Source organism: Sphingomonas sp. NFR04 (genome assembly GCF_900114095.1).
Classification (GTDB): Bacteria; Pseudomonadota; Alphaproteobacteria; order Sphingomonadales; family Sphingomonadaceae; genus Sphingomonas.
Genome location: NZ_FORV01000004.1, coordinates 173,111 through 199,164, shown reverse-complemented (window position 1 = coordinate 199,164; position 26,054 = coordinate 173,111). Strand labels below are relative to the sequence as shown.

Annotated in this window: 29 protein-coding genes; 14 read left to right on the top strand and 15 right to left on the bottom strand. The window is 68.0% G+C overall.

The window, feature by feature from the left end:
• Positions 1-268: 268 nt before the first annotated feature.
• The 5 genes from BM009_RS13380 (at position 269) to BM009_RS13360 (ending at position 4,974) form a co-directional block, all read left to right on the top strand.
• Entirely contained in the window at positions 269-1,783 is a 1,515-nt protein-coding gene (locus tag BM009_RS13380) for a PAS domain-containing sensor histidine kinase (RefSeq protein WP_175488013.1), read from the top strand.
• Positions 1,780-2,394, top strand: coding sequence for a response regulator transcription factor (locus BM009_RS13375; RefSeq protein WP_093296922.1), 615 nt, complete (start codon positions 1,780-1,782; stop codon positions 2,392-2,394). Before BM009_RS13380 ends, BM009_RS13375 begins: the two co-directional genes overlap by 4 nt.
• 84 nt (positions 2,395-2,478) lie before the next feature.
• Entirely contained in the window at positions 2,479-3,057 is a 579-nt protein-coding gene (locus BM009_RS13370; protein ID WP_139216616.1) for a hypothetical protein, read from the top strand.
• 36 nt (positions 3,058-3,093) lie between these two features.
• Complete coding sequence (locus BM009_RS13365; protein WP_093296919.1) at positions 3,094-3,603, top strand: hypothetical protein; 510 nt, start codon at positions 3,094-3,096, stop codon at positions 3,601-3,603.
• Between the two features lie 117 nt (positions 3,604-3,720).
• On the top strand, positions 3,721-4,974 hold the full coding sequence (locus tag BM009_RS13360) for a NupC/NupG family nucleoside CNT transporter (RefSeq protein ID WP_093297340.1): 1,254 nt from the start codon (positions 3,721-3,723) through the stop codon (positions 4,972-4,974).
• A 117-nt stretch (positions 4,975-5,091) separates the two neighbouring features.
• Here the strand turns inward: BM009_RS13360 and BM009_RS22630 are convergent, their stop codons facing one another.
• Positions 5,092-5,253 (bottom strand): hypothetical protein, encoded by a 162-nt coding sequence (locus tag BM009_RS22630; RefSeq protein ID WP_175488012.1) that lies wholly within the window; start codon positions 5,251-5,253, stop codon positions 5,092-5,094.
• Between the two features lie 11 nt (positions 5,254-5,264).
• A complete protein-coding gene (locus BM009_RS13355; protein WP_254772282.1) occupies positions 5,265-5,900 on the bottom strand; it encodes a cupin domain-containing protein in 636 nt (211 codons plus the stop codon).
• Between the two features lie 46 nt (positions 5,901-5,946).
• Between BM009_RS13355 and tgt the strand changes: the two genes are divergently transcribed.
• Together tgt and BM009_RS13345 are read left to right on the top strand one after the other, a co-directional pair.
• On the top strand, positions 5,947-7,077 hold the full coding sequence (gene tgt / locus BM009_RS13350) for a tRNA guanosine(34) transglycosylase Tgt (protein WP_093296918.1): 1,131 nt from the start codon (positions 5,947-5,949) through the stop codon (positions 7,075-7,077).
• A 74-nt stretch (positions 7,078-7,151) separates the two neighbouring features.
• Positions 7,152-8,612, top strand: a complete 1,461-nt coding sequence (locus BM009_RS13345) for a DUF1593 domain-containing protein (RefSeq protein ID WP_093296916.1) — start codon at positions 7,152-7,154, stop codon at positions 8,610-8,612.
• Between the two features lie 44 nt (positions 8,613-8,656).
• On the opposite strand, the gene BM009_RS13340 is transcribed toward BM009_RS13345, so the two are convergent.
• Positions 8,657-9,031: a DUF7674 family protein gene (locus BM009_RS13340; protein WP_217644201.1), complete on the bottom strand. Its 375-nt coding sequence runs from the start codon at positions 9,029-9,031 to the stop codon at positions 8,657-8,659.
• Between the two features lie 222 nt (positions 9,032-9,253).
• On the opposite strand from BM009_RS13340, the gene BM009_RS13335 reads away from it, so the two are divergent.
• Entirely contained in the window at positions 9,254-9,667 is a 414-nt protein-coding gene (locus BM009_RS13335) for a hypothetical protein (RefSeq protein ID WP_093296913.1), read from the top strand.
• Positions 9,668-9,769: 102 nt separating this feature from the next.
• Positions 9,770-10,984, top strand: a complete 1,215-nt coding sequence (locus BM009_RS13330; protein ID WP_093296912.1) for a hypothetical protein — start codon at positions 9,770-9,772, stop codon at positions 10,982-10,984.
• Here the strand turns inward: BM009_RS13330 and BM009_RS13325 are convergent.
• The 8 genes from BM009_RS13325 to BM009_RS13290 all read right to left on the bottom strand — a co-directional run bounded on the left by BM009_RS13325 (position 10,969) and on the right by BM009_RS13290 (position 16,829).
• On the bottom strand, positions 10,969-11,340 hold the full coding sequence (locus BM009_RS13325; RefSeq protein WP_093297336.1) for an Mth938-like domain-containing protein: 372 nt from the start codon (positions 11,338-11,340) through the stop codon (positions 10,969-10,971). The two genes, BM009_RS13330 and BM009_RS13325, sit on opposite strands and share 16 nt — an antisense overlap.
• Position 11,341: 1 nt before the next feature.
• Entirely contained in the window at positions 11,342-12,313 is a 972-nt protein-coding gene (gene secF, locus BM009_RS13320; protein ID WP_093296910.1) for a protein translocase subunit SecF, read from the bottom strand.
• A 12-nt stretch (positions 12,314-12,325) separates the two neighbouring features.
• A complete protein-coding gene (gene secD / locus BM009_RS13315; protein WP_093296909.1) occupies positions 12,326-13,912 on the bottom strand; it encodes a protein translocase subunit SecD in 1,587 nt (528 codons plus the stop codon).
• Positions 13,912-14,250, bottom strand: a complete 339-nt coding sequence (gene yajC, locus BM009_RS13310) for a preprotein translocase subunit YajC (RefSeq protein WP_093296907.1) — start codon at positions 14,248-14,250, stop codon at positions 13,912-13,914. Before yajC ends, secD begins: the two co-directional genes overlap by 1 nt.
• 287 nt (positions 14,251-14,537) lie before the next feature.
• Complete coding sequence (locus BM009_RS13305) at positions 14,538-15,836, bottom strand: hemolysin family protein (protein WP_093296906.1); 1,299 nt, start codon at positions 15,834-15,836, stop codon at positions 14,538-14,540.
• A 69-nt stretch (positions 15,837-15,905) separates the two neighbouring features.
• Complete coding sequence (locus tag BM009_RS13300; RefSeq protein ID WP_093296904.1) at positions 15,906-16,334, bottom strand: nucleoside deaminase; 429 nt, start codon at positions 16,332-16,334, stop codon at positions 15,906-15,908.
• Positions 16,335-16,398: 64 nt separating this feature from the next.
• Positions 16,399-16,545: a YqaE/Pmp3 family membrane protein gene (locus tag BM009_RS13295; RefSeq protein ID WP_254772281.1), complete on the bottom strand. Its 147-nt coding sequence runs from the start codon at positions 16,543-16,545 to the stop codon at positions 16,399-16,401.
• A 32-nt stretch (positions 16,546-16,577) separates the two neighbouring features.
• Positions 16,578-16,829, bottom strand: a complete 252-nt coding sequence (locus BM009_RS13290; protein WP_093296901.1) for a hypothetical protein — start codon at positions 16,827-16,829, stop codon at positions 16,578-16,580.
• Positions 16,830-16,976: 147 nt separating this feature from the next.
• On the opposite strand from BM009_RS13290, the gene rpmB reads away from it, so the two are divergent.
• Positions 16,977-17,276 (top strand): 50S ribosomal protein L28, encoded by a 300-nt coding sequence (gene rpmB, locus BM009_RS13285; protein ID WP_093296900.1) that lies wholly within the window; start codon positions 16,977-16,979, stop codon positions 17,274-17,276.
• An 82-nt stretch (positions 17,277-17,358) separates the two neighbouring features.
• Here rpmB and BM009_RS13280 read toward each other — a convergent pair whose 3' ends face one another.
• The 4 genes from BM009_RS13280 to BM009_RS13265 all read right to left on the bottom strand — a co-directional run bounded on the left by BM009_RS13280 (position 17,359) and on the right by BM009_RS13265 (position 22,554).
• Complete coding sequence (locus BM009_RS13280) at positions 17,359-18,354, bottom strand: esterase-like activity of phytase family protein (RefSeq protein ID WP_093296898.1); 996 nt, start codon at positions 18,352-18,354, stop codon at positions 17,359-17,361.
• A gap of 196 nt (positions 18,355-18,550) precedes the next feature.
• Positions 18,551-19,273 carry an acetoacetyl-CoA reductase gene (gene phbB / locus BM009_RS13275; RefSeq protein ID WP_093296897.1) on the bottom strand — a complete coding sequence of 241 codons (723 nt, stop codon included), beginning with the start codon at positions 19,271-19,273 and terminating at the stop codon, positions 18,551-18,553.
• A gap of 33 nt (positions 19,274-19,306) precedes the next feature.
• The gene (gene hemH / locus BM009_RS13270; RefSeq protein ID WP_093296895.1) at positions 19,307-20,314 is read right to left on the bottom strand and encodes a ferrochelatase; all 1,008 of its coding nucleotides are present in this window, start codon (positions 20,312-20,314) and stop codon (positions 19,307-19,309) included.
• Complete coding sequence (locus tag BM009_RS13265) at positions 20,311-22,554, bottom strand: xanthine dehydrogenase family protein molybdopterin-binding subunit (RefSeq protein WP_093296894.1); 2,244 nt, start codon at positions 22,552-22,554, stop codon at positions 20,311-20,313. The genes hemH and BM009_RS13265 overlap by 4 nt, the downstream gene beginning before the upstream one ends.
• Before the next feature lie 130 nt (positions 22,555-22,684).
• On the opposite strand from BM009_RS13265, the gene lgt reads away from it, so the two are divergent.
• The 4 genes from lgt to pgeF are packed head-to-tail and all read left to right on the top strand — an operon-like array spanning position 22,685 to position 25,932.
• Positions 22,685-23,563, top strand: coding sequence for a prolipoprotein diacylglyceryl transferase (gene lgt, locus BM009_RS13260; protein ID WP_093296892.1), 879 nt, complete (start codon positions 22,685-22,687; stop codon positions 23,561-23,563).
• 10 nt (positions 23,564-23,573) lie between these two features.
• A complete protein-coding gene (locus BM009_RS13255; RefSeq protein ID WP_175488010.1) occupies positions 23,574-24,668 on the top strand; it encodes a class I SAM-dependent methyltransferase in 1,095 nt (364 codons plus the stop codon).
• Positions 24,665-25,168 (top strand): GNAT family N-acetyltransferase, encoded by a 504-nt coding sequence (locus BM009_RS13250; RefSeq protein ID WP_093296891.1) that lies wholly within the window; start codon positions 24,665-24,667, stop codon positions 25,166-25,168. Before BM009_RS13255 ends, BM009_RS13250 begins: the two co-directional genes overlap by 4 nt.
• Entirely contained in the window at positions 25,165-25,932 is a 768-nt protein-coding gene (gene pgeF / locus BM009_RS13245) for a peptidoglycan editing factor PgeF (protein WP_093296889.1), read from the top strand. The genes BM009_RS13250 and pgeF overlap by 4 nt, the downstream gene beginning before the upstream one ends.
• The last annotated feature ends 122 nt before the right edge of the window (positions 25,933-26,054 follow it).

Below are 26,054 nucleotides of genomic sequence, written 5' to 3'. Positions count from 1 at the left end.
GGGGAAGCCCGTGCGGCTCACTGATCGCGCGGATGCATGTACTCGCTGAGGCTGACGAACGCGAGCGCCAGGGTGAAGATGCCCATCGATCCCAGGACCACATACAGGTAATTGCTGCCGATGACGTCGAGCATTTCCGCCTCCATCAAAGAAGTGCAGAGATATCCCGTAGTTACCCGCCCTTTACTTTGACGATGATCAAATCCTAGCGTGCGTGCGGGAGGCGGCGTACAGAGATGCGAACGACTGCGCACAAGCATCGGAGTTTATGACCGATAGACCCGCCCATGACCCCGCGGCGATGGCGCTGCTGTTCGAGGCGGCGAGCGATCGCGGCGTGCTCCTGCTCGATGCGGGCGGCCGGATCGCCAGTTGGAGTCGCGGCGTCGAGCTGCTCGATGGCTGGACCCCGGCGGATCTGACCGGCGCCGAACTCGCGCTCCATTATCCTCCCGCCGAAGCCAGAGCCGCCAAGCCCGCGCACGACTTGGCGCGGGCCCGCGCCGCCGGCCGGCTGATCGAAGAAGGCTGGCGCGTCCGCCGCGACGGCAGCGAATATCTGGCGGAAGTACAGCTCTCCGCGCTGGTCGATGCGGGCGGGATCTTGCGCGGCTATGCCGAGGTGTTCCGCGACATCACCGATCACAAGGCCTCGCAGACCGCCCTCGCCGGCAGCGCGCTGCACCTGCGCTCGATCCTCGCCACGGTGCCCTCGGCGATGGTGGTGATCGACGACCAGGGCATCATCCTCTCGTTCAGCGCCGCCGCCGAGCGGTTGTTCGGCTGGACCGAGGCCGAGGTGATCGGCCGCAACGTCAGCATGCTGATGCCCGCGCCCGACGCGCAGCTGCACGACAGCTACCTCTCCCGCTACCTGACCACCGGCGAGCGCCGGGTAATCGGCATTGGCCGCATCGTCGTCGGCCAGCGCCGCGACGGCACCGATTTCCCGATGGAGCTGCAGGTCGGCGAGGCGAGCAGCGAGGGGCAGCGGATCTTCACCGGCTTCATCCGCGACCTGACCGACGAGCAGCGCTCGCAGCTGCGCCTAAAGGAGCTGCAGTCGGAGCTGATCCACGTCTCGCGGCTCTCGGCGATGGGCACCATGGCCTCGACGCTCGCGCACGAGCTCAACCAGCCGCTCACCGCGATCGCCAATTATCTCGAGGCCGGGCGCAACCTGATGGCGCGCGACAGCGACGATCCCGAGGATCAGGCGATGATCCGCGAGGCGATGGCGGAATCGGTCAAGGAAGCGCTGCGGGCGGGCAACATCGTGCGGCGGCTGCGCGAGTTCGTCGCGCGCGGCGAGGCGGACATGGGGCTGGTCGACCTGCCCCGGCTGATCGACGAAGCCAGCCGGCTCGCGCTCACCGGATCGCGCGAGCTGGGGGTGCGCGCCTTCTACGCGCTCGATCCGCACGCCACCGCGGTGCTGTGCGACCGGGTGCAGATCCAACAGGTGCTGGTCAATCTGATCCGCAACGCCATCGAGGCGATGGCGGAGAGCCCGGTGCGCGAGATCACGATCGGCTCCGAAGTCGCGCCGCGCAATCTGGTGCGCGTCTGGGTAGCGGATACCGGCCCCGGCATCGCCGCCGAGCAGGCGCCGCGGCTGTTCCAGGCCTTCGCCACCACCAAGGAACGCGGCATGGGCCTCGGTCTGTCGATCTGCCGCACCATCGTCGAGGCGCATGGCGGCCGCATCTGGGCCGAGCCCCGCGCCGAGGGCGGCACCATCTTCAATTTCACCCTGATGTCCGCACACGAGGAACCCGCATGAGCGAGCGCAAGCGCATTCACCTGGTCGACGACGAGGAATCGGTCCGCCGTTCGACGAGCTTCATGCTGCGCACCTCGGGCTATGACGTCGACACCTATGGCTCGGGCGTGGATTTCCTGGGCAAGGTCGCCGACGCCAAGCCCGGCTGCATCCTGCTCGACGTGCGCATGCCCGAGATGGACGGGATCGAGGTTCAAGCCGAGCTGGCCAAGCGTGGCGTCAAGCTGCCGGTGATCGTGCTCACCGGCCACGGCGATGTCGGCACCGCGGTGGCGGCGATGAAGGGCGGCGCGATCGACTTCCTCGAAAAGCCGTTCGAGAAGGACGCGCTGGTCGAGGCGCTCGAACGCGGCTTCGAGCGTCTGGAGGAAGGCGATGCCGCGCTGGCCAGCCGCGCGGAGGCGGAACGGCGCATCGCCCTGCTCTCCCCGCGCGAGCAGGACGTGCTGCGCGGGCTCGCGCGCGGCTATCCGAACAAGACCATCGCCTATGATCTCGGCATCTCGCCGCGCACGGTGGAGGTCCACCGCGCCAACGCCATGGCCAAGCTGGAGGCGCGCAGCCTGTCCGAAGCGCTGCGGCTCGCCTTTGCCGTGGGGCTGGACGACTAGGGTCCGGTCCACGGCACCATCATCCTGTCACGATTGCGCCCGATAGCACGGCGCTTGGGTGGGGAGAGGTGCAAGATGCGCGGCGTGGCGGTCCTTGGCGCGATTCTCGGCCTGGCACTCTCCGGGGGTGCCCGCGCACAGACCACACCGCCACAAGACAGCGCCCCGATCGTCGTCACCGCCCCCGCCGAGCCTGCACCAGGCGAGAAGCCGAGCGTCTGGAAGCGCGCCGAGGCGGACGATGTCGTCGTCTATTCCGACGGCGATGCCGCGCAGCTGCTCCGCGTCACCCGCAATCTCGAACGGCTGCACGCGCTGCTCGAGCGGCTGTACCGCACCCGCACCCGCGCCGCCGAGCCTGCGCGGGTGGAGATCGTGCTGGTTAACACCGCCAAAGACCTGCGCGCACTGGGCCTGCGCGACATCGGCGCGGATGAGGGCCCCTTCGCCAAGCCGTTCGCCGGCCAGCGTTATTATGATCCCCGCCCGGGCGGCGCGGTGATCGCCCTCCCCCGCGTCGACCAGGTGATCGACACCGATACGAGCAAGGCGCGCAATGCCGATTGCGAGGATACGGCGAGCACAAGCGGCGACGGCGAATCCGATGCGCCGTCCGATTGCATCGGCAAGGTCAGCTTCCATCCGCCGGTCACGCGCAGCTGAGAATCGATCCTCTACGGCGCCTATGCCCAGCATCTGGTGATCCACTATGCCGCCGTCGCCTATCCGCGCTGGTATTTCGACGGGATCGGCGCGATCTTCTCCACCGTGGTGTTCAAGCATGACGGCTCGGTCGAATATGGCCAGCAGCCGATCGGCCTCGCCGCGGTGCTGCGCGCCTATGGCCGGCTCGACACCGCCGCGGTGATGACCGGCAGCTATCTCCACACGCCGTCGAAGCGTATGGACTGGACGCCCTACCACGCCTGGCTGCTCACCCATTTCTTCGTGATGTCGCGGCTGAACGCAGCCGACCAGAAGCAGTTCGGCCAGTATATGGCGGCGGTGGGCCGCGGCGAGACGATGGCGCAGGCGGCGCAGGCGTTCGGCACCCTGGTGCAGCTGCGGCGCGAGGTACGGGCCTATGCCGGGCTGCCGCACGAATATGCCAAGACGGTGAAGTCGACCACCGACTATGCGCCGACGGTCACGCCGCTCACCCAGCCCGCTGCCGAGGCGATGCTCAAGCGTGTCGCCGGGCGCGGCTAGCCTCCGCCTGTCCCAGCCCCGGCCAACGCAAGCGGCTGGCAAGATGCGCCGCCGCGTGTATGGTCGATGGGTTTGCTGGCCGCGATTCCGCCGGCGATGGGGACCTACGACTTCAGAATGACTCATTTCCCGATCGGCATTTTCGGGGTGCTGGCGATTTTGGCGATCGCCTTCCTGCTTTCCAGCAATCGCCGGGCAATCCGCCTGCGCGTCGTCGTCCCTGCCTTCCTGCTCCAGGCCGGCATGGCGATCATCGTCCTGCGCACCGGCTGGGGCCAAGTGGCGCTGCACGGCATGGCGAACGGCGTCGCGGCACTGCTCGGCTATGCCAGCGCGGGCACCCAGCTGCTGTTCGGCAATCTCGCCAAGCCCGAACTGGGCGGGCAGAGCCTCGCGATCGCGGCGCTGCCGGTGATCATCTTCTTCGCGGCGCTCGTCTCGATTCTCTACCATGTCGGCATCATGCAGCTGGTCGTCCGCTGGATCGGCGGCGCGATCGAGAAGGTGACCGGGGTGAGCAAGGTCGAATCGCTCTGCGCGGCGGCGAACATCTTCGTCGGCCAGAGCGAGGCGCCGCTGGTGATCCGCCCCTATCTCGCCCGCCTAACCCCCTCGCAGGTGTTCGCGGTGATGAGCGTCGGCATGTCGGGCGTCGCGGGCACGATCCTCGCCGCTTATGCCAGCCTGCTCGGGCCGGCCTCGCTCCCCTATCTGCTCGCCGCGTCGTTCATGGCGGCGCCGGGCGGGCTGATGATGGCCAAGATCATCATGCCGGACGAGCCCGCGGTCGTCGACGCGCCGATGTCGGGCGAGGACGAGGTGATCCGCGTCGCCGAGGAGGATTTCCAGGAAGAGCGCGCCGCCAACATCATCATGGCGGCGGCCAATGGCGCGTCGACCGGCGTGCGGATCGCGGTGGCGGTGGGCGCGATGGTGCTCGCCTTCGTCGCGCTGGTGGCGCTGGCGAACGGGCTGCTCGGCATGGTCGGCGGCTGGTTCGGCCATCCCGGCCTCAGCTTCCAGGCGATCATCGGGGCGATCTTCGCGCCGGTGATGTACCTGCTGGGCATCTCCTGGCACGAGTCGCTCACGGCTGGCGGGCTGTTCGGCACCAAGGTGGTGCTGAACGAGTTCGTCGGCTTCATCGAGCTCGGCAAGGCGACCGACCTCGCGCCGCGCTCCAAGGCGATCATCACCTTTGCGCTGTGCGGCTTCGCCAATTTCAGCTCGATCGCGATCCAGATGGCGACGACGGGCAGCCTCGCGCCCAACCAGCGCCCGGTAATCGCGCGGCTAGGGATCAAGGCGCTGATCGCCGGCAGCCTTGCGAACCTGATGTCGGCGGCGCTGGCGGGGCTGTTGCTGCCGTAATCCCTAGTGCTCCTGCGAAAGCAGGAGCCCAGGGTAGGAAAGGGAATCGCCCGCGACCCTGGGCCCCTGCTTTCGCAGGGGCACGGGACGCGAGAGGCGCTGTCTCCCTTCCGGCGTTTAGCCCCCGCCGATCCCCTCCACCACCTTGCCCGTCCCGCCGCAGTTCGGGCATTCTCCGCCATCGATCCGGCCAGAGCCGCCGCAGCGGCGGCAGACGTCTTCGCCGGTGCCGGGCGTGCCGGGCGCTGCGTCGTCGCCGGGGTTGAGGGGTTCAGCCATGGGTCCTGCTCCTATCCGTCCAGATGTACGGCCAGCCAAACGCTCGGCCGGTCGCGCGCGGTCCATGTCACCCAATGTTTCTGCCCCGCCGCGATCACCAGATGGTCGCCCGGCCCCAGCCGCACCTCGGCCGAATCCTCGATCCGAACCCCCGCCGCACCTTCGAGCAGGATCACCCATTCGTCCCAGCCCTGCACCATCGGCGCATCCTCGGGCGTCGCCTGCCCGCGCGAGACGATCCGCTCGATCCGCACCCCCGGGCGCTTGAGCAGATCGTCGAACGCCTCGTCCTCCTTCGCCTCGGGCAGGTCGCGCAGCAGATTGGCGACCTCGGGCTTGAAGCGCGGCTTGGGCGGCGGCGCGGGCTTCGGCTTGGGGGCGGGCTTGGGTTTGGGCGCGCGCTTCGGCCCCGGCGTGGTCTCGACAGACGTGCTCCAGTCGCTCCGCATCCCGCCGCGCAGGTAATCTCGGATCGCGTCCGCATCCGCCGTCAGCCCGTCCGCCCCGAAGCCGAACACCTCCGCCCCGCCCGCGTCCTTAAGCCCGTACAGCCCGAAATCCCCGCCCGCTTTGCGCCGCCGCGACTTCACCAGCTTCAGCCCACGATGCGTCGCCATTGCCCGCAGCTCGTCGTCCTGTTCCGCCACACGGCCCTCCCTTGGATTCCGGGCCCAAACGCGCCAATAGCCACGCATGCCCCGTTTCCAGTTCACCATCCACGCCACCGACGGCAAGGCGCGTCGCGGCACCATCGCCATGCAGCGCGGCGAGATCCGCACCCCCGCCTTCATGCCGGTCGGCACCGCCGCCACCGTCAAGGCCGTGAAGCCGCAGGACGTGCGCGCAAGCGGCGCCGACATCCTGCTCGGCAACACCTATCACCTGATGCTGCGTCCCACCGCCGAGCGCGTCCACAAACTGGGCGGGCTGCACAAGTTCATGGGCTGGGACCGCCCGATCCTCACCGATTCGGGCGGCTATCAGGTGATGAGCCTGTCCGAGCTGACCAAGCGCAGCGAGGAAGGTGTCGCCTTCGCCTCGCATCTCGACGGCTCGCGCCACATGATGAGCCCCGAGCGCTCGATGGAAATCCAGCGGCTGCTCGGCTCCGACATCGTCATGGCGTTCGACGAGTTGGTGCCGACCACCTCCACCCGCGAGGTGCAGGCCAAGGCGATGGAGCGCTCAATGCGCTGGGCGAAGCGCAGCCGCGCCGGCTTCGATTCGGGCGAGGAGCATGCCGCCCGCGCCGCCTTGTTCGGCATCCAGCAGGGCGCGCTCGACGAAGGGCTGCGCAAGGCCAGCGCCGATGCGCTGAAGGACATCGGCTTCGACGGCTATGCGGTCGGCGGGCTTGCGGTCGGCGAGGGCCAGGAGGCGATGTTCGGCGTGCTCGACTATGCCCCCGGCCAGCTCGACGAGACCAAGCCGCGCTACCTGATGGGCGTCGGCAAGCCCGACGACATCGTCGGCGCGGTCGAGCGCGGCATCGATATGTTCGATTGCGTGCTGCCCACCCGCTCGGGCCGCACCGGCCAGGCGTTCACAAGGCATGGGCCGATCAACATCCGCAACGCCAGGTTCGCCGAGGACCAGGGCCCGCTCGACCCCGCCTGCGCCTGCCCGGTCTGCGGCACCTGGAGCCGCGCCTATATCCACCACCTGGTCCGCGCCGGCGAGATCCTGGGCGCGATGCTGATGACCGAGCATAATCTGTGGTTCTACCAGGCCCTGATGGCCGACCTGCGCGCGGCAATCGAGGAGCAGCGGCTCACCGCCTTCGCCAATGATTTCCGCGCGAAGTACCAGGCGACAAAGGGCTGAAGTTCGCAGCTTTTCCGTGACAGGCGCCGCCCCGCCCCTCTAGGCTCCCACCAAACGCGAGGGGGGGGTGGCGCATGCGAGGGTTCGGCATCGGTTTGGCGGCGGTGCTCGCCGTAGCGGCACCGGCGCAGGCGGCAAGCGATCCGGTGGTCGAGAAGCAGCGGCTGATCGTCCTCTCGGACATCGAGGCGGAGGCGGACGACAGCCAGTCGCTGATCCGCCTGCTGCTCTACGCAAACGAGATCGATATCGAGGGGCTGATCGCCACCACCTCGATCTGGCTCAAGACCGATCCGCAGCCGGAGACGATGCGGCGGATCGTCGCGGGCTATGGCAAGGTTCAGCTCAACCTGCTGCGCAACGCCCCCGGCTATCCGTCGCCCGCGCAACTGCTGGCGCTGATCCAGCGCGGCCAGCCCGGCTATGGCATGGCCAGCGTCGGCACGGGCAAGGACAGCGCCGGGTCCGCGCTGCTCCTCCGCGCGCTGGAGCGCCCCGATCCGCGGCCGCTCTGGGTGGCGGTGTGGGGCGGCGCGAACACGCTGGCGCAGGCGCTGTACACCCTCCGCGCCACCCGCAGCCCGGCCGAGGCGGCGCGGCTGATCGCCAAGCTGCGCGTCTACACCATCTCCGACCAGGACGATTCGGGCGCCTGGCTCCGCCGCGAATTCCCGAACCTATTCTACATCGTCAGCACCGGGCCCTACAGCAACGGCAGCTGGACCGGCATGAGCACGCCGATCGAGGGGATCGACAACGGCACGGTCTCCAACGACTGGATCGCCCGCAACATCCAGCAGGGGCATGGGGCCTTGGGCGCGCTCTATCCCGACGTCGCCTGGACGATGGAGGGCGACACGCCGTCGTTCCTCAACCTGATCCCGACCGGCCTCAGCGACCCCGAGCATCCCGAATGGGGCGGCTGGGGCGGTCGCTACGAGCGCTATGTCCCCCGCCCCTTCGCCGCCGGGGAGACGGTGACCGGCGGCATCCCGCTCGCGCCCGAGACGCGGCCGATCTGGACCAACGCCGACGACGCCTACACGCCGATGGTGCCGACGCCCTATTCGCGGCCGGTCGCCTCGGAAAAGACCTTTCGCGGGCCAATGGTGACGGTGTGGCGCTGGCGCGACGCCTATCAGAACGACATGGCCGCGCGCATCGCCTGGACCACGCGGGCCTATGCCGAGGCCAACCACCCGCCCGTCCCGCGCCTCGCCCATGCCGACCGGCTGACCGTCCATTCGGGCGAGAAAATCGTGCTGGATGCCTCGCCGAGCACCGATCCGGACGGCGACAGCCTCTCCTTCGCCTGGTTTCCCTATCCGGAGGCGAGCAGCTGGAAGCAGCCGGTGCCGATCAACCGCCCCGAAAACATCTACCGCGCCAACGCGACGGCGCCGGTCGTGGAGAAGCCGGAGACGGTGCATTTCGTCGTCGCGGTGACGGACAAGGGCACGCCAGCGCTGACGCGGTACCGGCGGGTCATCGTGACGATCCTGCCCTCAGCCGACGGGGGCCGCCGCGGAAGCTAGCGTGCGGCTGGGCGAATTGATGAGAAGCGGAATTAGCAGTCGAATCAGGGAGCCGATGCATTCCCTTCCCAAAACCGGTCCAGCATTCGCCAGCTGCGCTCGCTTTCGCGGCCGAGCCACGGCTCGACAGTCGTTGGGCGGATGCCGCTTCCGCCCGACTTGTCCTGCAAGGCCTCAAGAAGGCCTATGCTCGCCGCTTCTCTGACGTAGGCGTCACCTTCCGTATGCCAGCGTTCAACAACATTGAAGATGCGGCCAAAACCTTCTGTGTCCTTGTCTCCCAAGCGCTTCAGCAGGTGCTCGGCGAGGGAGCTAAGGGCCAGATAAAAGGGGAGCTCAGGTTCATCACCCCAGTCGGCCAGAAACGCATTCCAGCGGGGTTGGAAAGAAGGGTCCGCAGCCAACAGCGGTTCAAACATGACGTGTCTTTGAATCATGAGAGCATGTTTCTCTGATCAAATTAACATCCGTACCCGGGGCGTAACCAGTCGCCCAGCTACGGCCCGCCAGACCGAAGCGAAGGAGCGTATCTTCACAACCCCTTCGGAACGATACGGAATTGAGGACTGCCCCGCGCCTCCATAGGTTCCCCTTCGCCAAGCCCGTCCCCACGGGTTCGCGACGCTGCCGGATCGGAACCCATGGAAGCTGCCTTCTCCATCGACGTCGACGCGTCCAAAAGCCTCGTCCGAATCGAGATGTCCGGCTTCTTCGCCATCGAGGACATCGTCCGCTTCGTAGCGGCGCGCGACCGGGCGCATCACCAGCTGAAATGCGCGCCCAACGCCCATGTCACGCTGGTCGACATCCGCGGCATGAAGATCCAGTCGCAGGACAGCGTCGAGTCGTTCAAGCATGTGCTGAACAATCCCAAATTCGCCTCGCGGCGGCTCGCCATCGTCGTTGCCCAGTCGCTCGCGCGGATGCAGATCAAGCGGGCGGCGAGCGACCGCGACGCCTATTATTTCGACAGCATCGAAGGCGCCGAGGCCTGGCTGCTGGCGCCCGATGCCGCGGCTGCCGAAGCAGCGCTCGAAGCGATAGGCCACGCCTGAGTCTCACGCGCTGGGCGGCCGCGGCAAATTGCGTCGACCGCATGTCCTCCGGCGCCTTGCGGACCTATAAGCAAGGCAGGTCCCTTCGCCGACGGAGTTCCCTTGCCGCCCCTCCCGCACCCCGAGCAGCGCCAGCGGATACTTTTCTACCTGCCGATGGTGACCAACTGGTGGTTCGTCCACATCGTCGAGCCGATGCTCCGCCGCCTTGGCGAGGCGCATGACATTCATGTCCTAGCCCCCGCCCCCTGGCGCGGCACCGGCATCGGGCCGGAGGAGCTGGCCCGCTGTGCCGATCTGCCGGACCTGCGCTGGTACATCATGGACGGCGCCGACCACCCCAGCACCCGCACCGCGCCCGAGGATGCCGAGGGGCTGATCGGCTTCGTCCGCGATCTAGCCCCCGACGTGGTGCTGTGCCGCACCGCCGATCACGAAACCGTGCGTCATTTTCCCGGCACCGTCCGCCTGCTGATGGAAGGGCGGTACGAGCCCTTCGCCCCGCCGCCGCGCTGGATCCTGCTCACGGAGCGGCCGCACGACCATGGCCTGCTGAACGAGATGACCTCCGACCAAGCCGATCGCCTGCGCGCGATGCTCGCCCCCGCCTGGCAGCGGCTCCAGCGCAGCCTTGCGCCAGCGCCGGACGAGCGCGGGGCGCTGTTCGCGCGGCTGGGCATCCCCGAAGACCGACCGCTGCTGCTGCTGCCGTTAGAATGCGAGACCGAGGATAACTTCTTCGCGATGCACCGGCCGGGCACCAAGCCCAATGCAGCGCTGGTCCGCGAACTCTCCGCCCAGTTCGGTGAGCGCTGCACGCTGGTGGTGAGCAACCATCCGCTCAACGACGCGCATGTCGATGCCGCATCGCTGATCGAGGCGGTCGGGGACTGCGACAATGTCGTGCTGCTGCCCCCGCGAATCGGCATGCACCCCGCGACGCTGGCGATGGCCCGCCTCGCCGACGGCATGCTGGTGGGTGATTCCAAGACCTTCGCGCTGGCCGCCTTCTTCGGGGTGCCGATGTACCGCCATTCGCGCTTCGACAGCGGCGCCTGGATGAACGCCTATGCGACGCTGGAGCCTTTCGTCGCCGACATCACCGCCGGCACGGCGCGTCGTCCCGATCGCGAGGCAGCGCAGCTATGGTTCGCGCAATATCTGCTGAACGATGGCTTCGATCCGCTGGCGCCGGAGGACGATCTGCTCGCGCGCCTTGCCCGGCCGTTCGATCCCGATCGCTGGGAGGCGGCGCTGGCGCGGCTGGAGCGCACGCTGCCGGCGCTGTTCGCCGCGGAAGCTCAGGCGAGCGGGTAGAGCGCGCCCGCGACCCAGCGGAGCTCGGCACGAAGCACGCCCCAGGCGCGCGCCGCCGCGCGGCTGTCCATCGCCTCGATGCCGATGCCGCGCTTCTCCAGCGCCTTCACCAGGCTAAGCGGCGGCCGCACCAGCGTAGCGCCGGTGCCGAGCAGCAGGAATTCCGGCTGCGGATCCAGCACGAAGGCGGGTTCGAGATCCGCCTCGGTCAGTTCGGCGACGGCCGGGGGTGACCATCCGTCCGCGCGCTGCGGCGTGATGATCAGCCCGTGATAGACATTCTCGTCGACCCGGAAGCCGCCGCCCGAAAAGCCGGAGATCAGCGGCCCTTCGGCGCTGCGCCGCTCGATCTTCACGTCAGGGACGCTCGCGCGGCGCGACGCGCTCGGCATTGTCGGCGATCGACTCCCCCTTTTCGGGCTTCACGCCGGGCTTGAGGCCGAGCGTGATCAGCAGCGAGGACGAGACGTAGATCGACGAATAGGTGCCGACCACGATGCCCAGCATCATCGCTGCGGTGAAACCGCGCAGCACGTGCCCGCCGAACACCAGCAGCGAAGCCAGCGCGAGCAGGATGGTGAGCGAGGTCATCACGGTACGCGGCAGCGTCTCGTTGACCGAAAGGTCGATCAGCTCGCTCATCCCCATCTTGCGGTATTTGCGCATGTTTTCGCGGATACGGTCGTCGATCACCATCTTGTCGTTGATCGAATAGCCGATGATCGTCAGCACGGCGGCGACGATGTTCAGGTCGAACACCATGCCGGTTATCGCGAAGAAGCCCAGCGTCATCAGCACGTCGTGCAGGATCGCGACCGCGGTCGAGACGCCGAACTGCCATTCGTAGCGCAGCCAGGAGAAGATCGCGATGCCGATGATCGCCAGCGCCACGGCGAGCACGCCGTTGCGGATCAGCTCGTTGGAAACCTTGCCCGAGACCGTCGAGTAGGTCGAGAAGGTCGCGCCGGGGAACTTGGCCGCCACCGCGCCCTTCACCCGCTCGACCATCGCGTTGGTCGCGCCGGCATCGTTCGACTTCGGCACCGGCAGACGGATGGTGACGACGTTCTTGCCGCCCATGTCCTGAAGGATCGCCTCGCCATAGCCGAGCTGATTCACCGTCTCGCGCAGCTGGTCGGTCGGCGGCGCCGAGGGAAATTTTTCCTCGATCGACACGCCGCCGACAAAGTCGACGCCATAGTTCAGGCCGTGCACCGCGACGAGACCGATTGCGGCAATCGTCAGCAGCGCGGTGATCGCGAACGCGATGAACCGGATGCGGACGAAGCCGATATTGGTGTTGTCGGGTACGATCTTGAGGAGCCGCATGTCGGCGCTTCCTTAAATATGGATCTCGCTCGGGCGCTTGCGGCGCAGCCAGAGCGTGACGAGCATGCGCGTGAACACCACGGCGGTGAAGACGGAGCTGGCGATACCGATCAGCAGCACCACCGCGAAGCCGCGGATCGGGCCCGAGCCGAGCACCAGCATGATCGCGCCGGCGATCGCGTGGGTGACGTTGGCCTCGAAGATGGTGCGGCTGGCTTCCTTGTAGCCGAGCTCCACCGCCTGCATCACGCTGCGGCCGCGTCGCCGCTCCTCGCGAATACGCTCGTTGATCAGCACGTTGGCGTCCACCGCGGTACCGATGGTCAGCACGAAGCCGGCGATGCCGGGGAGCGTCAGCGTCGCGCTGAGCATGCCCATCACCGCCAGGATGATCAGCACGTTGAGGGTCACGGCGATGTTCGCATAGACGCCGAAGCGGCCATAGGTCAGCACCATGAACACGATCACCGCCACGATCGCGATCACCGAGGCGGTGACGCCGGCGCGGATCGAGTCGTTGCCGAGCTCGGGGCTGACGGTCGATTCCTGTACGACCTTCAGGTTGATCGGCAGCTTGCCCGAACGCAGCGCGATGGCGAGCTGGTTGGCGCTGTCGACGGTGAACCCGCCCGAGATCGACGCACTGCCGCCGAGGATCGGCTCGTTGATGTGCGGCGCCGAGATCACCTTGTTGTCGACGATGATCGCGAACGGCTTCTGCGTATTTTCCGTGGTCACCCGGGCGAAGCGCTTGGCGCCGGCGCCGTCCAGCTGGAGCGTCACGTCGGGGCGGCCCTGCTGGTCATAGCTCTGCTTGGCGTCGACCAGCATGTCGCCGGTGATCATCGCGGTGCGGTTGACCACGATCGGCGCGCCATTCTCATACTGCAGCAGCTGCGACGTGACGGGGATGTCGCCGCTGGCGATCTGCTGCGGCGTCACGCTGGTATCGACCAGCTTGAACTCGAGCTTGGCGGTCTTGCCGAGCAGCGCCTTGAGCTGGCTGGGATCCTGCAGGCCGGGGACCTGCACGACGATGCGGTTGCTGCCTTCGCGGATCACGGTCGGCTCGCGGGTGCCGAGCGCGTTGATGCGCTTGTCGACCACTTCGCGCGCGTCGTTCATCGCGGTTTCGATCTGCTGCGCCAGGCCCGCCTGGGTGGGGGTCAGCACGAAGCGGGTCGAATCGACGACCTGGATTTCCCAGTCACGCTGGCCGGTGGTGCCGACGCCGTTGGTCATCGGCAGCAGCTTCTCGCGCGCCGCGTCCACCTTGCCGGGATCGCGGACCATGAAGCTCAGCTTGCCGCCGGCGATCGAGATGTCGCCGATTTCCACGCGCGGGTCGCGGCGCATCGCCAGCCGCACCTGCTCGCGCATCTGCTCGAGCTTGGTCTGCTGCACGTCGCTCGTATCGCCCTCGAGGAGCAGGTACGAACCGCCGGCGAGATCGAGGCCGAGATTGACCGCGGGCTTGGGCACCCAGTGCGGCCAGGTGTTGCGGATGCTCTCCGGCACCAGGCTCGGCAGGGCGAGCAGGACCATCAGGGCAAGGCCGAGGGTGATCGACCAGACCTTCCAGCGCGGGAAATCCAGCATCAGTCGTTCGCGGGCTTGGCGCCGTGCGGGCGCACTTCGGCGAGCGTCGACTTGATCGCGCGGACCTTCACGTTCGGGCCGAGCTCGATCTCGACCTCGGTCTCGTCGACCCGGGTGACCTTGCCGATCAGGCCGCCGGCGGTGACGACGGTATCGTTCTTCTTCACCGAGTTCACTGCGTTCTGCAGCGACTTCATCCGCTTTTGCTGCGGACGGATCATCAGGAAGTAGAAGACGACGAAGATCAGGACGAGCGGCGCTACCGACGCGATCCCGGCCAGAGTGCTACCCTGACCAGCCGCGCCTGCGGCCTGTGCATATGCTGGAGTGGCGAACATGGGTTCCCGAAAAGCCTGAAGTTAGGGACGCGGAATGGCCCCATTCAAGCCGCGGGCGCTACCATGCGCCGGGGTGAGGCGCAACTATAAGGGGCGGAGGGTGGAATTCCGGAATTGGACGATATTGTCCATGCGGCTGCCGTAAAGCCTATCCTCCCCCGCCAGGGGAGGTGGCGCCGAAGGCGACGGAGGGGGAGGATGCCAGAACCTCTCGGGCCGTCGTGCTTCCTCCCCCTCCGTCAGGCTACGCCTGCCACCTCCCTGGCGGGGGAGGATAGGGAGCCTGCTTACCCTTCCCGGCTCACCAGCAGCTTGTCGATCTTGCGGCCGTCCAGGTCGACGATCTCGAAGCGCCAGCCCTGCTGCTCGAACACCTCGCCCTCCACCGGCAGGTGCTTGAACACCGCCAGCGCCAGGCCGGCGACCGTCGCGTAATCGCGATCCTCGGGCAGATCGATGCCGAGCCGCTCGGCCAGCTGGTCCGCCGGGGTCGCGCCCGCGACGAGCAGCGAACCGTCCTCGCGCTCGACGATGTTGGGGTTGTCGCCCGGCTCGGCGTCCGAAGCGAACTCGCCGGCGATCGCCGCGAGCAGGTTGGCGGGCGTGACGATGCCTTCGAAATGGCCATATTCGTCGTGCACCAGCCCCATCGGCACCTCGGCATGGCGCAGCGCGGTGAGCGCGTCCATCGCATCGACCTGGTCGGGCAGCACGGGGGCCTTGCGCATCAGCTTGCGCAGGTCGAGCGGCTCGCCGCGGAACAGCGCCGCGGCGATGTCGCGCGCCTGGACCACGCCGATCACCGCGTCGATTGAGCCTTCCGCCACCGGCAAGCGAGTGTGCGGGGTAGCGAGCAGTTCCTCGCGGATGCCGGCGCCATCCAGGTCGACGTCGAGCCAGTCGACCTGCGTCCGCGGCGTCATCACTTCGCGCACCGGCCGATCGGCCAAGCGGACCACGCCCGAGATGATCGAGCGCTCATGCTCCTCGATCACGCCGGACTTGCTCGCCTCCGCGACGATCAGGTGCAGTTCCTCGGCGGTAACCCGATTTTCCGATTCGCGCTTGAGCCCGAGCAGGCGAAACACCAGCCCGCTCGACGAATCGAGCAGCCACACGATCGGCGCCGTGCCCCAGGAGAGCCAACGCATCGGCAGCGCCATGGCGGCCGCGATCGGTTCGGGCGAGCGCAGCGCGAACTGCTTGGGCACCAGTTCGCCGATCACCAGCGAGCCGTAGGTCGTCAGGCCGATGACCAAGGTGATCCCCAATGTGTGGGCCAGCCCCGCGGAGACGCCGAACGCCTCGATTCGCTGCGCTACCGGCTCGCCCAGGCTGGCGCCCGAATAGGCGCCCGAGACGATGCCGATCAGCGTGATGCCGATCTGGACGGTGGAGAGGAACTTGCCGGGATCCTCGGCAAGCTCGATCGCGGTCTTGGCGCCGCGGTTGCCGAGCCGGGCCAGCGCCTCCAGCCGCGCCGGGCGGGCGGATACGATTGCCAGCTCCGACATCGAGAAAATGCCGTTGATCGCGATCAGCACGAAGATGATCGCTACGTCGATCCAGGGAAAAGGTGCGCTCATGGTGCACCGCCCTCATATCCGCAGCGATGCCCTGTTCACAACCTATTGCGGTGCGGAAGCGAAATTGGTTCAGCGGCGATGGCGAAAAAAGTCCCGCAGGAGCGCCGCAGCCTCGGCCTCGCCGATGCCGGGATAGACCTCCGGGCGATGATGGCAGGTAGACTGGCCGAACAGGCGCGGGCCATGTTCGACCGCACCGCCCTTGGGGTCGCTGGCACCATAATAGAGCCGGGCGATTCGGGCATGGGCGATGGCACCCGCGCACATCGCGCACGGCTCCAGCGTCACCCACAGGTCGCAATCCTCCAGCCGATCGCGGCCGAGCCGTTGCGCCGCGGCGCGAATCGCCAGCATCTCGGCATGCGCAGTGGGGTCGTGGAGCGCGCGTGGCGCATTCGCGGCGGTTGCGATCACCTCGCCGTTCAGCACGACCGCAGCACCGACCGGCACCTCGCCCCGATCGGCCGCAGCCTGGGCGGCGGCCAACGCGGCACGCATGGGAGGGGGTAGAGGAAACATCGCGCCAGGCTTAGCCGCCGCGAGCGACGCGGTCACGCCCTGCTCAGGCGGCGGCAGGCTCCGGCCGGCGGAACAGTCGCCAAAGCGCATAGCCCGCCCCCGGCAGGAAGCCGAGCACCGTCAGCCCGCAGGCGAGCTGGAAGGGGCGTCCGGCGCCCTCCTCCAGATAGACGCCCAACGGCGGCAGCAATGCCGCCGCCGCGATTCGGCCGGGAGCCGGTGTCACTTTGCCGGCGAAGGCGTCGCTTCCGGCGCCTTCTGCACGTCGATGGTCGGCAGCTTCACCTGCTTGTCCTTCATCTCGACGGTAGGCACGCGCACCGTGCTGTTCGATTCGCCGACAGAGACCTTGCCCGTTTCGGCAGCCACCGTCGGCAGCTTGCCGCCGCTGATGTCGACATTGAGAAAGCCCAGCGCGATCAGCACCACGGCGATCAGCACCAGAATTCCCAGCAACCCCAGGATTGCGCGCATCCCAATCTCCTCCTATCGTTTCACCTGCCCAACGCCCCGGTGGCGAGCAGGTTGCGCGCAATTGGCCGTGAATCGGTTGACTGCGACGCGCATCGACGCTAACAGCGCGGCCTTTCCGGCTTACCGCCCAACTCAGGATTTGAAGCGATGTCGCGCATTTGCGAGCTGACCGGCAAGGGCCGGCAGGTGGGACACAATGTTTCCCACGCCAATAACAAGACCAAGCGCACCTTTCTGCCCAACCTGCAGAATGTGACGCTGATCTCGGATTCGCTCGGCAAGAGCATCCGTCTCCGCGTCTCGACGCACGGCCTGCGTTCGGTCGAGCATGTCGGCGGCTTGGACAACTGGCTGCTGAAGAGCAGCGACGACGATCTGTCGCTGCGCGCCCGTCGCCTGAAGCGCGAAGTGCGCAAGGCGACCGCTGGCACCGCCGAAGCGGCCTGATCTCTCTTCAGATTAACGGTTTGGCCCGCTACTGCACGGCAGTGGCGGGTTTTTCCGTGTCTGGCTTTCGCGCGCGTGGCGCCTAGAGATCCAGGCGGAACTTGAGCAGCAGCGTCTGCTGCCACCATTGCTCATTGTCGTCCGAGACCATCCACACCACCAGCGAATCGCCTTCGCGCTGCACCGCCAGCCCTTCGAAATTGTCGTGCTGGAAGGGCGGGGAGAAGTCGGCGAGTTCGGTGCCGTGCAGCACCTGCCCGGCCTTGGCGCCGCGGATATCGACCAGCTCGATCTTCACGGTGAACAGCGTGCGCACCGCGAATCGCCGCACCAGCACCAGTAGCCGCCCGTCGGGCAACAGCGCCGCATCGCTCGGGTCATAGCCGTCGGGCGGAACATAGGCGAAGTGGATCGGCTCCGGTTGCCCGATCGTCGGATCGCTGGGAAACAGCAAGATCTCGCGTTGATCAACGTTGCCGCCGCGCGGGCGCGCGGTCTCGCCGATTACCAGGAAGCGGCCGTCGGCGAGTCGCACCATCGATTCGGGACCGCCATTTTGCGGCCAGTGCTTCATCGCCCGCGGATAGGCCCTGCCCTGCGTGGCGCGAAAATCGCGATCGAACCGGAAGATCGCATTGTGCGATTCGAAGCCGACCCAGAATGTCCCGGTCACCGGGTCGCGCGCGAGCGACTCCGAGTCGCGGTCGCCCTTGAAGGCGCTGGTCCCGGGTCCGCCGGGAAGGTCGGCGAATCGGGTTTCGAAGGGCTGCCAGTCCGCCCCCATGCGGAAGCGGACCAGATTGCCGCGATCGCTGAGCAGGGTAAAGCGATCGCCCACCACGTTCAGCGCGGAATAGCCCGAGAAGCCCAGGTCCGGGCTGGTGAGCCGCACCCCGCCCAGATATCGCAGCCGTCCGATAACCTGCCGCGCGGGATCGCCGGGCACCAGCGACACGCGCGTCGCATGCATCACCGGCTCCTTGCCCAGCGGCGTCCGCAGTTCCTTGCCCGAGGCGGTGAGAAAAAGGATCGACAGCGCCAGCGGCGGATAAGCGAGGAAGCGGAGCCGGAAGCGCATCCGCCCCTCTTAGCGGCTACCGCGCCGCCCGCCAGTGCTGCAGGTGCGAAGATGAACGGGAAATAACCAAGTCGTTCAGGGTTCGCTCAAGGGAACCGCTCTATTCAGAACGGGTTGTACGCGTACAGTTGCTCTCGCGTAGCGTATCGAGAGACGTTGGGGGTCGGCACCGCAAGGCGCCGGCCCCCTTGTTCGTTCAATACATGTGCTGCCCGCCATTCATCGACAGCGTCGATCCGGTGACGAAGGCGGCGTCGTCCGAGCAGAGGAACGCCACGCCGCGCGCGATCTCGTGCGCCTGGCCTAGCCGGCCGACGGGGATCTTTGCCACGATCTTCTCCAGCACGTCCGCCGGCACGGCCGCGACCATGTCGGTGTCGATATAGCCCGGCGCGATCGCATTGACCGTCACCCCGAACCGCGCGCCCTCCTGCGCCAGCGCCTTGGTGAAGCCATGGATGCCCGACTTGGCGGCGGCATAGTTCACCTGGCCATACTGGCCGGCCTGGCCGTTGATCGAACCGATGTTGACGATGCGGCCCCATTTGCGGCTGCGCATGCCCGGGAACACCGCGTGCGCCATGTTGAAGCAGCCGCCCAGGTTGATGCGGATCACGTCTTCCCACATGTCGCGGGTCATCTTCAGGATGGTGCCGTCGCGGGTGATGCCGGCATTGTTGACGACGATGTCGACCGGGCCGAGCTCGGCTTCCACCTGCTGCACGCCGGCTGCGCAGGCGTCGAAATCGCCCACGTCCCACTTATAGGCCTTGATGCCGGTGCGTTCGGTGAAGGCGGCGGCCTTCTCGTCGTTACCGGCATAGTTGGCGGCGACGGTGATGCCGGCCTCCTTGAGGGCCAGGCTGATCGCCTCGCCGATACCGCGGGTGCCGCCAGTGACGACCGCTACACGTGCCATGTGCATTCCTCTCCAATCAAACCCAAGAATTGGCTAGGCGGGGTCCACCCAGCCGGCAAGTTCGCGCCCGATGATCTGTCGCAGCAACTCCATGCCCGCCGCGCCATCATTGAGACAAGGCAAATATGCGAAATCGGTGCCTCCGGATTGGAGGAAGGATTCGCGGCCGCGGATGGCCAGTTCCTCCAGCGTTTCCAGGCAGTCCGCCGAGAAACCTGGAGCAACGATCGCGACGCGGCGAATGCCCTTGGCGGGCAATGCTTCCAGCGTCGTGTCGGTCGCCGGCTCCAGCCACTTGGCGCGACCGAAGCGCGACTGGAAGGTGACGATCAGCTCGCGCCCCAGCGCCTCGCCGAGCAGCCGCCCGGTCTTGCGGCAATGGCAGTGATAGGGATCGCCCAGTTCCAGTGTTCGCTGCGGCATGCCGTGGAAGCTGGCGATCACCGCGTCCGGCTCGAAGTCGAGCCCCGCCAGCCCTTCCTCGACGCTGGTCTTCAGCGCCGCGATATAGGCGGGATCGTCATAATAAGGCGGCAGCGTGCGGAGCGCCGGCTGCCAGCGCATCGCCATCAGCGCAGCGAAGGCGACGTCGTTGGCGGTTGCGGTCGTCGCCGCGCAATATTGCGGGTAAAGTGGTGCCACCAGGATGCGCTCGCAGCCCTGCGCCTTGAGCGCGGCAACCTGCTCGCCGACCGAAGGCTTGCCGTAGCGCATCGCGTGCGCAACCGTGACGCCCGGCCCGAATGCACCTTCCAGCCCGCGCGCCTGCGCCTTGGTGATCGCGGCGAGCGGCGAACCGTCCTCGCGCCACACCTGGCTATAGGCGTGCGCCGATTTCTTCGGCCGGGTGCGCAGGATGATGCCGCGCAGGATCGGCTGCCAGAGCAAAGGCGGAATCTCGACCACGCGCCGGTCCGACAGGAACTCGCCCAGATAGCGCTTCACCGCGCCGGCGTCCGGCGCATCGGGGGTCCCGAGATTGACCAGCAGCACGCCGATACGCGCGGGGGGGATCTTCGGATGGTCGGCGGGCAGGGTCATTCGGCATCCGATAGCAGGGGCAGGCGACGGAATCGCGTGCCGGTGGCGGTTTGTAACGCGTTAGCGATGGCGGGCGCGGTCGGCGGCACGGCGATCTCGCTCACCCCGCCCGGGTCCGATCCGCTCGGCAGAATCTCGACGGTGATGTCGGGCGTGTTGGCCAGCGTCGGCAGGTTGAGGTCGGCGAACGTCTGGACGTCGGCGATGTTCTCGCTGAACGTCGTCGCCGCCCCCAGCGCTGCGGCGAGGCCGAACAACAGTCCGCCCTCGATCTGCTGGCGGACGAGGTCTGGATTGATCACCCGCCCGCAATCGACCGCCGCGACCAGCCGTTCGACGACGATCTCGCGCTGCGGCGTCAGATGCGCCTCGGCCATCACCGCGATGTAGGAGCCTCGAAACGCATGCGCGGCGATGCCCTGCCCGCTACCGGGTTCGCCGCCCTGCCAGCCGCCGAGCTGCGCCGCGGTCTGCAGGCAGCGGGCGAGCCGCGGCTGGTTGCCGAGCATCGCCATGCGGAACGACAGCGGATCGCGATTGGCGACATGCGCCAGCTCGTCGACGAAGCTCTCGGTGAAGAAGCAGGTGTAGCTGTGTGCGCCGGAGCGCCAATAGCCGGTCGGCACGCCGATCTCGGCCGGGTGATGGTCCACCGCAAGGTTCGGGATGGCGTAGGCGGGCAACGCGCCCTCCACGGCGGAGGGATCCTGCGTGCCCGGCAGCGCCAGCCCCGCCGCCGCGACCGTGTCGCCGGCGAGCAGCCGCGCCGCCAGCTCGCGGCCGGTCGCGGGCGCGGCGATCTTGGCCAGCCAAGCGGAAACGGTACCCCCCTGTCCCAGCTTGGCGGTAAGCCGTGCCGCGGCAGCAGGGCGGAAGCGGTCGCGCCGCAGATCCTCGTCGCGCGGCCACGTCAGCTGCACCGGACGCTGCACCGATTGCGAAATCAACGCCGCCTGCACCGCCGCATCCACCTCCAGCTTCTCGCCGAACGACCCTCCACCGAGCATCGCATGCAGCGTCACCCGCGCGGGATCGATACCCAGCGCCTTGGCGGCCGCCGCCCGCGCGAGCCCCGGCGCCTGGGTCGGCAACCACAGCGCCAATCGGCCATGCGCATAGTCGGCCGTGCAGGTCATCGGCTCGAGCGGCGCGTGCGGCGCTAGGCCGACGCGATAGTCCGCCGTCACCACCCGCGCGCCGCGGAACTCGGCGCCAAGATCGCCCCTGGCTTCGATCCGCGCGCCTTCCCCCTCCAGCGCAGCATCGAGCGCGGCGTCGATGCTGTCGTCGTTGACCACCGCCGTCGGATTGCGAAAGCGCGGCCGCAATACCTGCAGCGCGCGTTCGGCCGCCCACCAGTTGCTCGCCACCGTCGCCACCCATTGCTTGGTGGTGACGATCGAGAGCATGCCGCGCACGCGGTTGGCGGCCGCGCGATCGACATGGACCAGCTCGGTCTCGCCCACCGGCCCCTGCCGGATTGCGGCGAACGCCATGTTGGGCAATCGCACATCGGCGGCAAAGTTCGCGCTGCCGTCGAGCTTGGCCGGTGCATCGAGCCGCGGCAGCGGCTGGCCGAGCAGCCGCCCGGCCTCGCCGCCCCGCAAGGGAAGCTGCGTCGGTGCCTTTTCGCGCGCCGCGGCTTCGGCCAGTTCGCCGAAGCCCAGCCGCTGGTTGCCGTGGATCACCGTGCCGCCCGCGGTGCCGCAGGCCTGCCAGTCGACGCCCCAGCGCCGCGCCGCCGCCTTGCACAGCAGCACCCGTGCGGCCGCGCCTGCCTGACGCAGATCGTCCTCGAAGGCGCGCACCGAGGTGGAGGCGGCGGTGAGCATCAGGTCGGCGCGCGCGGCGTGGCTGCGCTGCACCTTCTCGGGCAGGCCGCCCAGCGCCGCCGCGAACAGCGTCTGCGCGGCCAGCGGATTGGCGTAGAGCGGGTTGAGCGGCGCGGGCTCGACGCCGACCAGCTTCCAGTCTGCACCCAGTTCATCGGCAAGGATCTGGGGGAGCGCGGTGTAGACGCCCTGGCCCATCTCCGCCTGCGGCACCGCGACGCGAATTTGCCCGTCCTTGCCGATCTTCAGCCACGCGCCGAACAGGCTTTCGCCCGGCCCCGCGGCAAGGTTCGGCGCATAGCTGCGCGGCCACAGGCCCCAGGCGACTACCAGCCCCAATCCCGCGCCGCCACCGATCAACAATCTGCGCCGATCGAGCCTGATGCGGGATGGAGTATTGCCAGCCATCCCCCGGCTCTATCGCGCGCCGCGCGCCCACGCCAGCATGGGCTTTCGATCAGCCTGATCGCTCCCCCTTGGGTTTGCGGCGTTTTGGCTCTATCGCCGGGTAAAGTCGTTTCTCACGCCGGGGATTACCGTGCTGCCCACCCTGCTTGCCGCTGCCGGCGGACATCTGCATTTCACCGATCTCCACCTCGATCCGGTGGCGATCAATCTGGGGTTCTTCCAGATCAAATGGTATTCGCTGGCCTATATCACCGGCATCCTGCTCGGCTGGGTGTATCTGATGAAGCTGCTGGCCCAGCCCGGCGCGCCGATGGCCCGCCGCCATGCCGACGATCTGGTGTTCTACGCGACGCTCGGCATCATCCTGGGCGGGCGCATCGGCTATGTGCTGTTCTACGCGCCCGAGATGCTGGGCAACCCGCTCCAGATCCTGATGCTGTGGGAAGGCGGGATGAGCTTCCATGGCGGGGTGATCGGCACCTCGCTGGCGATTATCTACCTTTCCTGGCAGAACAAGCTCAACTGGCTGCGCGTGCATGACTATGTCGTGTGCTGCGCGCCCTTCGGGCTGTTCTTCGGCCGCCTCGCCAACTTCGTGAACGGCGAGCTGTGGGGCAAGCCGGGCGACGTGCCCTGGGCGATCGTGTTCCGCGGCACGGTGCCCGCCGGCATTCCCGAGCCGGCGCGTCACCCCAGCCAGCTCTACGAGGCCGGGCTGGAAGGCCTGCTGCTGTTCGCGGTGCTGTGGTTCTTCTTCTGGCGCACCGATGCGCGCTACCAGCCGGGCAAGCTCGCCGGCATCTTCCTGCTCGGCTATGGCATGTGCCGCTTCTTCGTGGAGTTCTTCCGCGAGCCCGATCGCCAGCTGGTCTGGCTGGTCGACCTGACCGGACTGCACATGGGCCAGTGGCTGTGCCTGCCGATGATCGCGGGCGGCCTGTTCCTGATCGCCACCGCGCCCGGCCGCCGCAGGCGGATCGAGGCGATCACCGGGCCGAGCGTCGCCTGAGCTGGCCGCGATGACCAACCCGCTCGACGCCCAGCCCGACGACCGCCGCGACAACGCCGCCGAGCCCGCCCTGCCCGAGCGGCTGGCGCGCGCGATCACGCTCGCCGGGCCGATCCCGCTCTCGCAGTTCATGGGGGCGGCCAACGCACATTATTACGCGACCCGCGATCCGCTGGGCGCGCGCGGCGACTTCACCACGGCGCCCGAGATCAGCCAGATGTTCGGCGAGCTGATCGGGCTGTGGCTGGCGGATCTGTGGGACCGCGCGGGTCGCCCCGAGGCTGCCCGCTATGTCGAGTTCGGCCCGGGCCGTGGCACGCTGGCGAGTGATGCATTGCGCGCGATGGGCAAGGCCGGGTTTGCGCCGCCGGTCGATTTTCTCGAGACGAGCCCCGTCCTGCGCGCCGCGCAAAAGGAGCGCGTGCCGCACGCCGAGTGGCATCTAGACCTCGTCGGACTGCCCGAGGATGCGCCGCTGCTGGTCGTCGCCAACGAGTTCTTCGACGCGCTGCCGATCCGCCAGCTCGTCCATACCGCGCAGGGCTGGCGCGAGCGGCTGGTCGCCTGCCAGGATACGCTGTTCCTGCCGGTGACCGGCGATCGCGGCTTCGATCCGGTGATCCCGCCCGCGCTGCGCGACGCGGCGCCCGGCGCCATCCTCGAGACGTCGCCGGCCAGCGTCTCGCTGCTGCGCGCCCTCGCCCAGCGACTGCTGGCGCAGGGCGGCGCGGCGCTGATCCTCGATTATGGCTATGAGGGCCCGGCGATCGGCGACACGCTGCAGGCAGTGCGCGGCCACGCCTTCGCCAATCCGTTCAACGCGCCCGGCGAAGCGGACCTCACCGCCCATGTCGATTTCGGCACGCTCAAAGAAGCTGCCGAAGCCGAGGGGCTGACCGTCTACGGTCCGGTGACGCAGGGCGATTTCCTCAAGGCACTCGGCATCGACGAGCGTGCACGCGCCCTCGCCCGCACTGCGCCCGAACGCGGCGACGCGATCGCGGCCGATCGCAATCGGCTGGTGGGGGACGACCAGATGGGCTCGCTGTTCAAGGTGATCGCACTCACCGCGCCGGGCTGGCCGGTGCCGGCGGGGTTCGCATGAGCTTCCGCGACGCCACCCCCGCCGACGCGACCGCCATCGACGCAGTGTTCCGGGAAAGCTTCCATGCGACCTTCGGGCATCTCTACGCGCCGGAGGATCTCGCCACCTTCCTTGCGAAGTTCACGGTCGAGGGCTGGGCCGAGGAAATGGCCGATCCCGCCTTCGCCTTTCGGGTGATCGAGGATGCGGAGGGCATCGCGGGGTATTGCAAGCTCGGGCCGATCAGCCTGCCCGCCACTCCCGATGGCCCGGCGATCGAGCTGCGCCAGCTCTACCTGCTCGATCGCGCCAAGGGCAGCGGTGCCGCACAGGCGCTGACGGACTGGGCACTCGCCACCGCCCGTGCGCGAGGGGCCACCGAGCTCTGGCTCTCCGTCTATATCGACAACCACCGCGCCAAGCGCTTCTACCAGCGCTACGGCTTCGAGGATCGCGGACCCTATGCCTTCATGGTGGGCAACCATGCCGACGAGGATCGGCTGATGCGGCTGGCGCTGTGAGCGACGTCGAAGTCACCCGCGCCCGCGCGCTGGACGGCGTTCCGCACGGCTTTCTCGGCCGCGTCGGCGGCGTCTCGGCGGGCGTGGTCGCGGGGCTCAACGTCGGCACCGGCTCGCACGACGATCCCGGTGCGATCGCCGAAAATCGCTGCCGCGCGGTGAAGGCGGTGCTGCCCGGCGCGCGGCTGGTCACCGTCTACCAAGTCCATTCGGCCGATGCGGTGACGGTGATCTCCCCGTTCGACGAGGCGCTGCGCCCCAAGGCCGACGCGCTGGTCACCAACCAGCCGGGGCTGCTGCTCGGCATCCTCACCGCCGACTGCGCGCCGGTGCTGTTCGCCGATCGCGAGGCGGGCGTGGTCGCGGCCGCGCACGCGGGCTGGAAGGGCGCGATCGGCGGCGTCACCGATTCGACGATCGCCGCGATGGAAGCGCTGGGCGCCCGCCGCGAACGGATCGCGGCGGCAGTGGGCCCCTGCATCGCCCGCGCCAGCTACGAGGTCGATGCCGGCTTCTTCCAGCGCTTCTGCGAGCAGGACCCGGCCAACGAACGCTTCTTCGCCGATGGCCGGCCCGAACATTTCCAGTTCGACCTGGAAGCCTATGTCGTCCACCGGCTGGCATTGGCGGGGCTGCGCACCATCGAGGCGCTGGGCGTGGACACCTATGCGAACGAGGCCCGCTTCTTCAGCTTCCGCCGCGCCACGCATCGCGGCGAGCCGGATTACGGCCGGCAGATCAGCCTGATCGGGCTGCCGGGTTAAGCCACTCGGATAAGAGACACGCCGTCATCCCGGCGAAAGCCGGGATCCAGTCGCCTGTCGGTCACAGCAGGAGCCGCAGCGTAGGCCTCAATGGATTCCGGCTTTCGCCGGAATGACAATGG

Excerpts from the sequence above, each read along its gene's own strand:
- secF (WP_093296910.1), bottom strand. The coding sequence starts at position 12,313 with ATGCGGCTCCTCAAGATCGTACCCGACAACACCAATATCGGCTTCGTC.
- BM009_RS13255 (WP_175488010.1), top strand. The coding sequence starts at position 23,574 with ATGACCAACCCGCTCGACGCCCAGCCCGACGACCGCCGCGACAACGCC.
- BM009_RS13360 (WP_093297340.1), top strand. The coding sequence starts at position 3,721 with ATGACTCATTTCCCGATCGGCATTTTCGGGGTGCTGGCGATTTTGGCG.
- rpmB (WP_093296900.1), top strand. The coding sequence starts at position 16,977 with ATGTCGCGCATTTGCGAGCTGACCGGCAAGGGCCGGCAGGTGGGACAC.
- BM009_RS13290 (WP_093296901.1), bottom strand. The coding sequence starts at position 16,829 with ATGCGCGCAATCCTGGGGTTGCTGGGAATTCTGGTGCTGATCGCCGTG.
- phbB (WP_093296897.1), bottom strand. The coding sequence starts at position 19,273 with ATGGCACGTGTAGCGGTCGTCACTGGCGGCACCCGCGGTATCGGCGAG.
- secD (WP_093296909.1), bottom strand. The coding sequence starts at position 13,912 with ATGCTGGATTTCCCGCGCTGGAAGGTCTGGTCGATCACCCTCGGCCTT.
- BM009_RS13280 (WP_093296898.1), bottom strand. The coding sequence starts at position 18,354 with ATGCGCTTCCGGCTCCGCTTCCTCGCTTATCCGCCGCTGGCGCTGTCG.
- BM009_RS22630 (WP_175488012.1), bottom strand. The coding sequence starts at position 5,253 with ATGGCTGAACCCCTCAACCCCGGCGACGACGCAGCGCCCGGCACGCCC.
- BM009_RS13335 (WP_093296913.1), top strand. The coding sequence starts at position 9,254 with ATGGAAGCTGCCTTCTCCATCGACGTCGACGCGTCCAAAAGCCTCGTC.
- BM009_RS13340 (WP_217644201.1), bottom strand. The coding sequence starts at position 9,031 with ATGTTTGAACCGCTGTTGGCTGCGGACCCTTCTTTCCAACCCCGCTGG.
- tgt (WP_093296918.1), top strand. The coding sequence starts at position 5,947 with ATGCCCCGTTTCCAGTTCACCATCCACGCCACCGACGGCAAGGCGCGT.
- hemH (WP_093296895.1), bottom strand. The coding sequence starts at position 20,314 with ATGACCCTGCCCGCCGACCATCCGAAGATCCCCCCCGCGCGTATCGGC.
- BM009_RS13380 (WP_175488013.1), top strand. The coding sequence starts at position 269 with ATGACCGATAGACCCGCCCATGACCCCGCGGCGATGGCGCTGCTGTTC.
- BM009_RS13300 (WP_093296904.1), bottom strand. The coding sequence starts at position 16,334 with ATGCGTGCCGCGTTGGCCGCCGCCCAGGCTGCGGCCGATCGGGGCGAG.
- BM009_RS13375 (WP_093296922.1), top strand. The coding sequence starts at position 1,780 with ATGAGCGAGCGCAAGCGCATTCACCTGGTCGACGACGAGGAATCGGTC.
- BM009_RS13250 (WP_093296891.1), top strand. The coding sequence starts at position 24,665 with ATGAGCTTCCGCGACGCCACCCCCGCCGACGCGACCGCCATCGACGCA.
- BM009_RS13345 (WP_093296916.1), top strand. The coding sequence starts at position 7,152 with ATGCGAGGGTTCGGCATCGGTTTGGCGGCGGTGCTCGCCGTAGCGGCA.
- BM009_RS13265 (WP_093296894.1), bottom strand. The coding sequence starts at position 22,554 with ATGGCTGGCAATACTCCATCCCGCATCAGGCTCGATCGGCGCAGATTG.
- yajC (WP_093296907.1), bottom strand. The coding sequence starts at position 14,250 with ATGTTCGCCACTCCAGCATATGCACAGGCCGCAGGCGCGGCTGGTCAG.
- BM009_RS13305 (WP_093296906.1), bottom strand. The coding sequence starts at position 15,836 with ATGAGCGCACCTTTTCCCTGGATCGACGTAGCGATCATCTTCGTGCTG.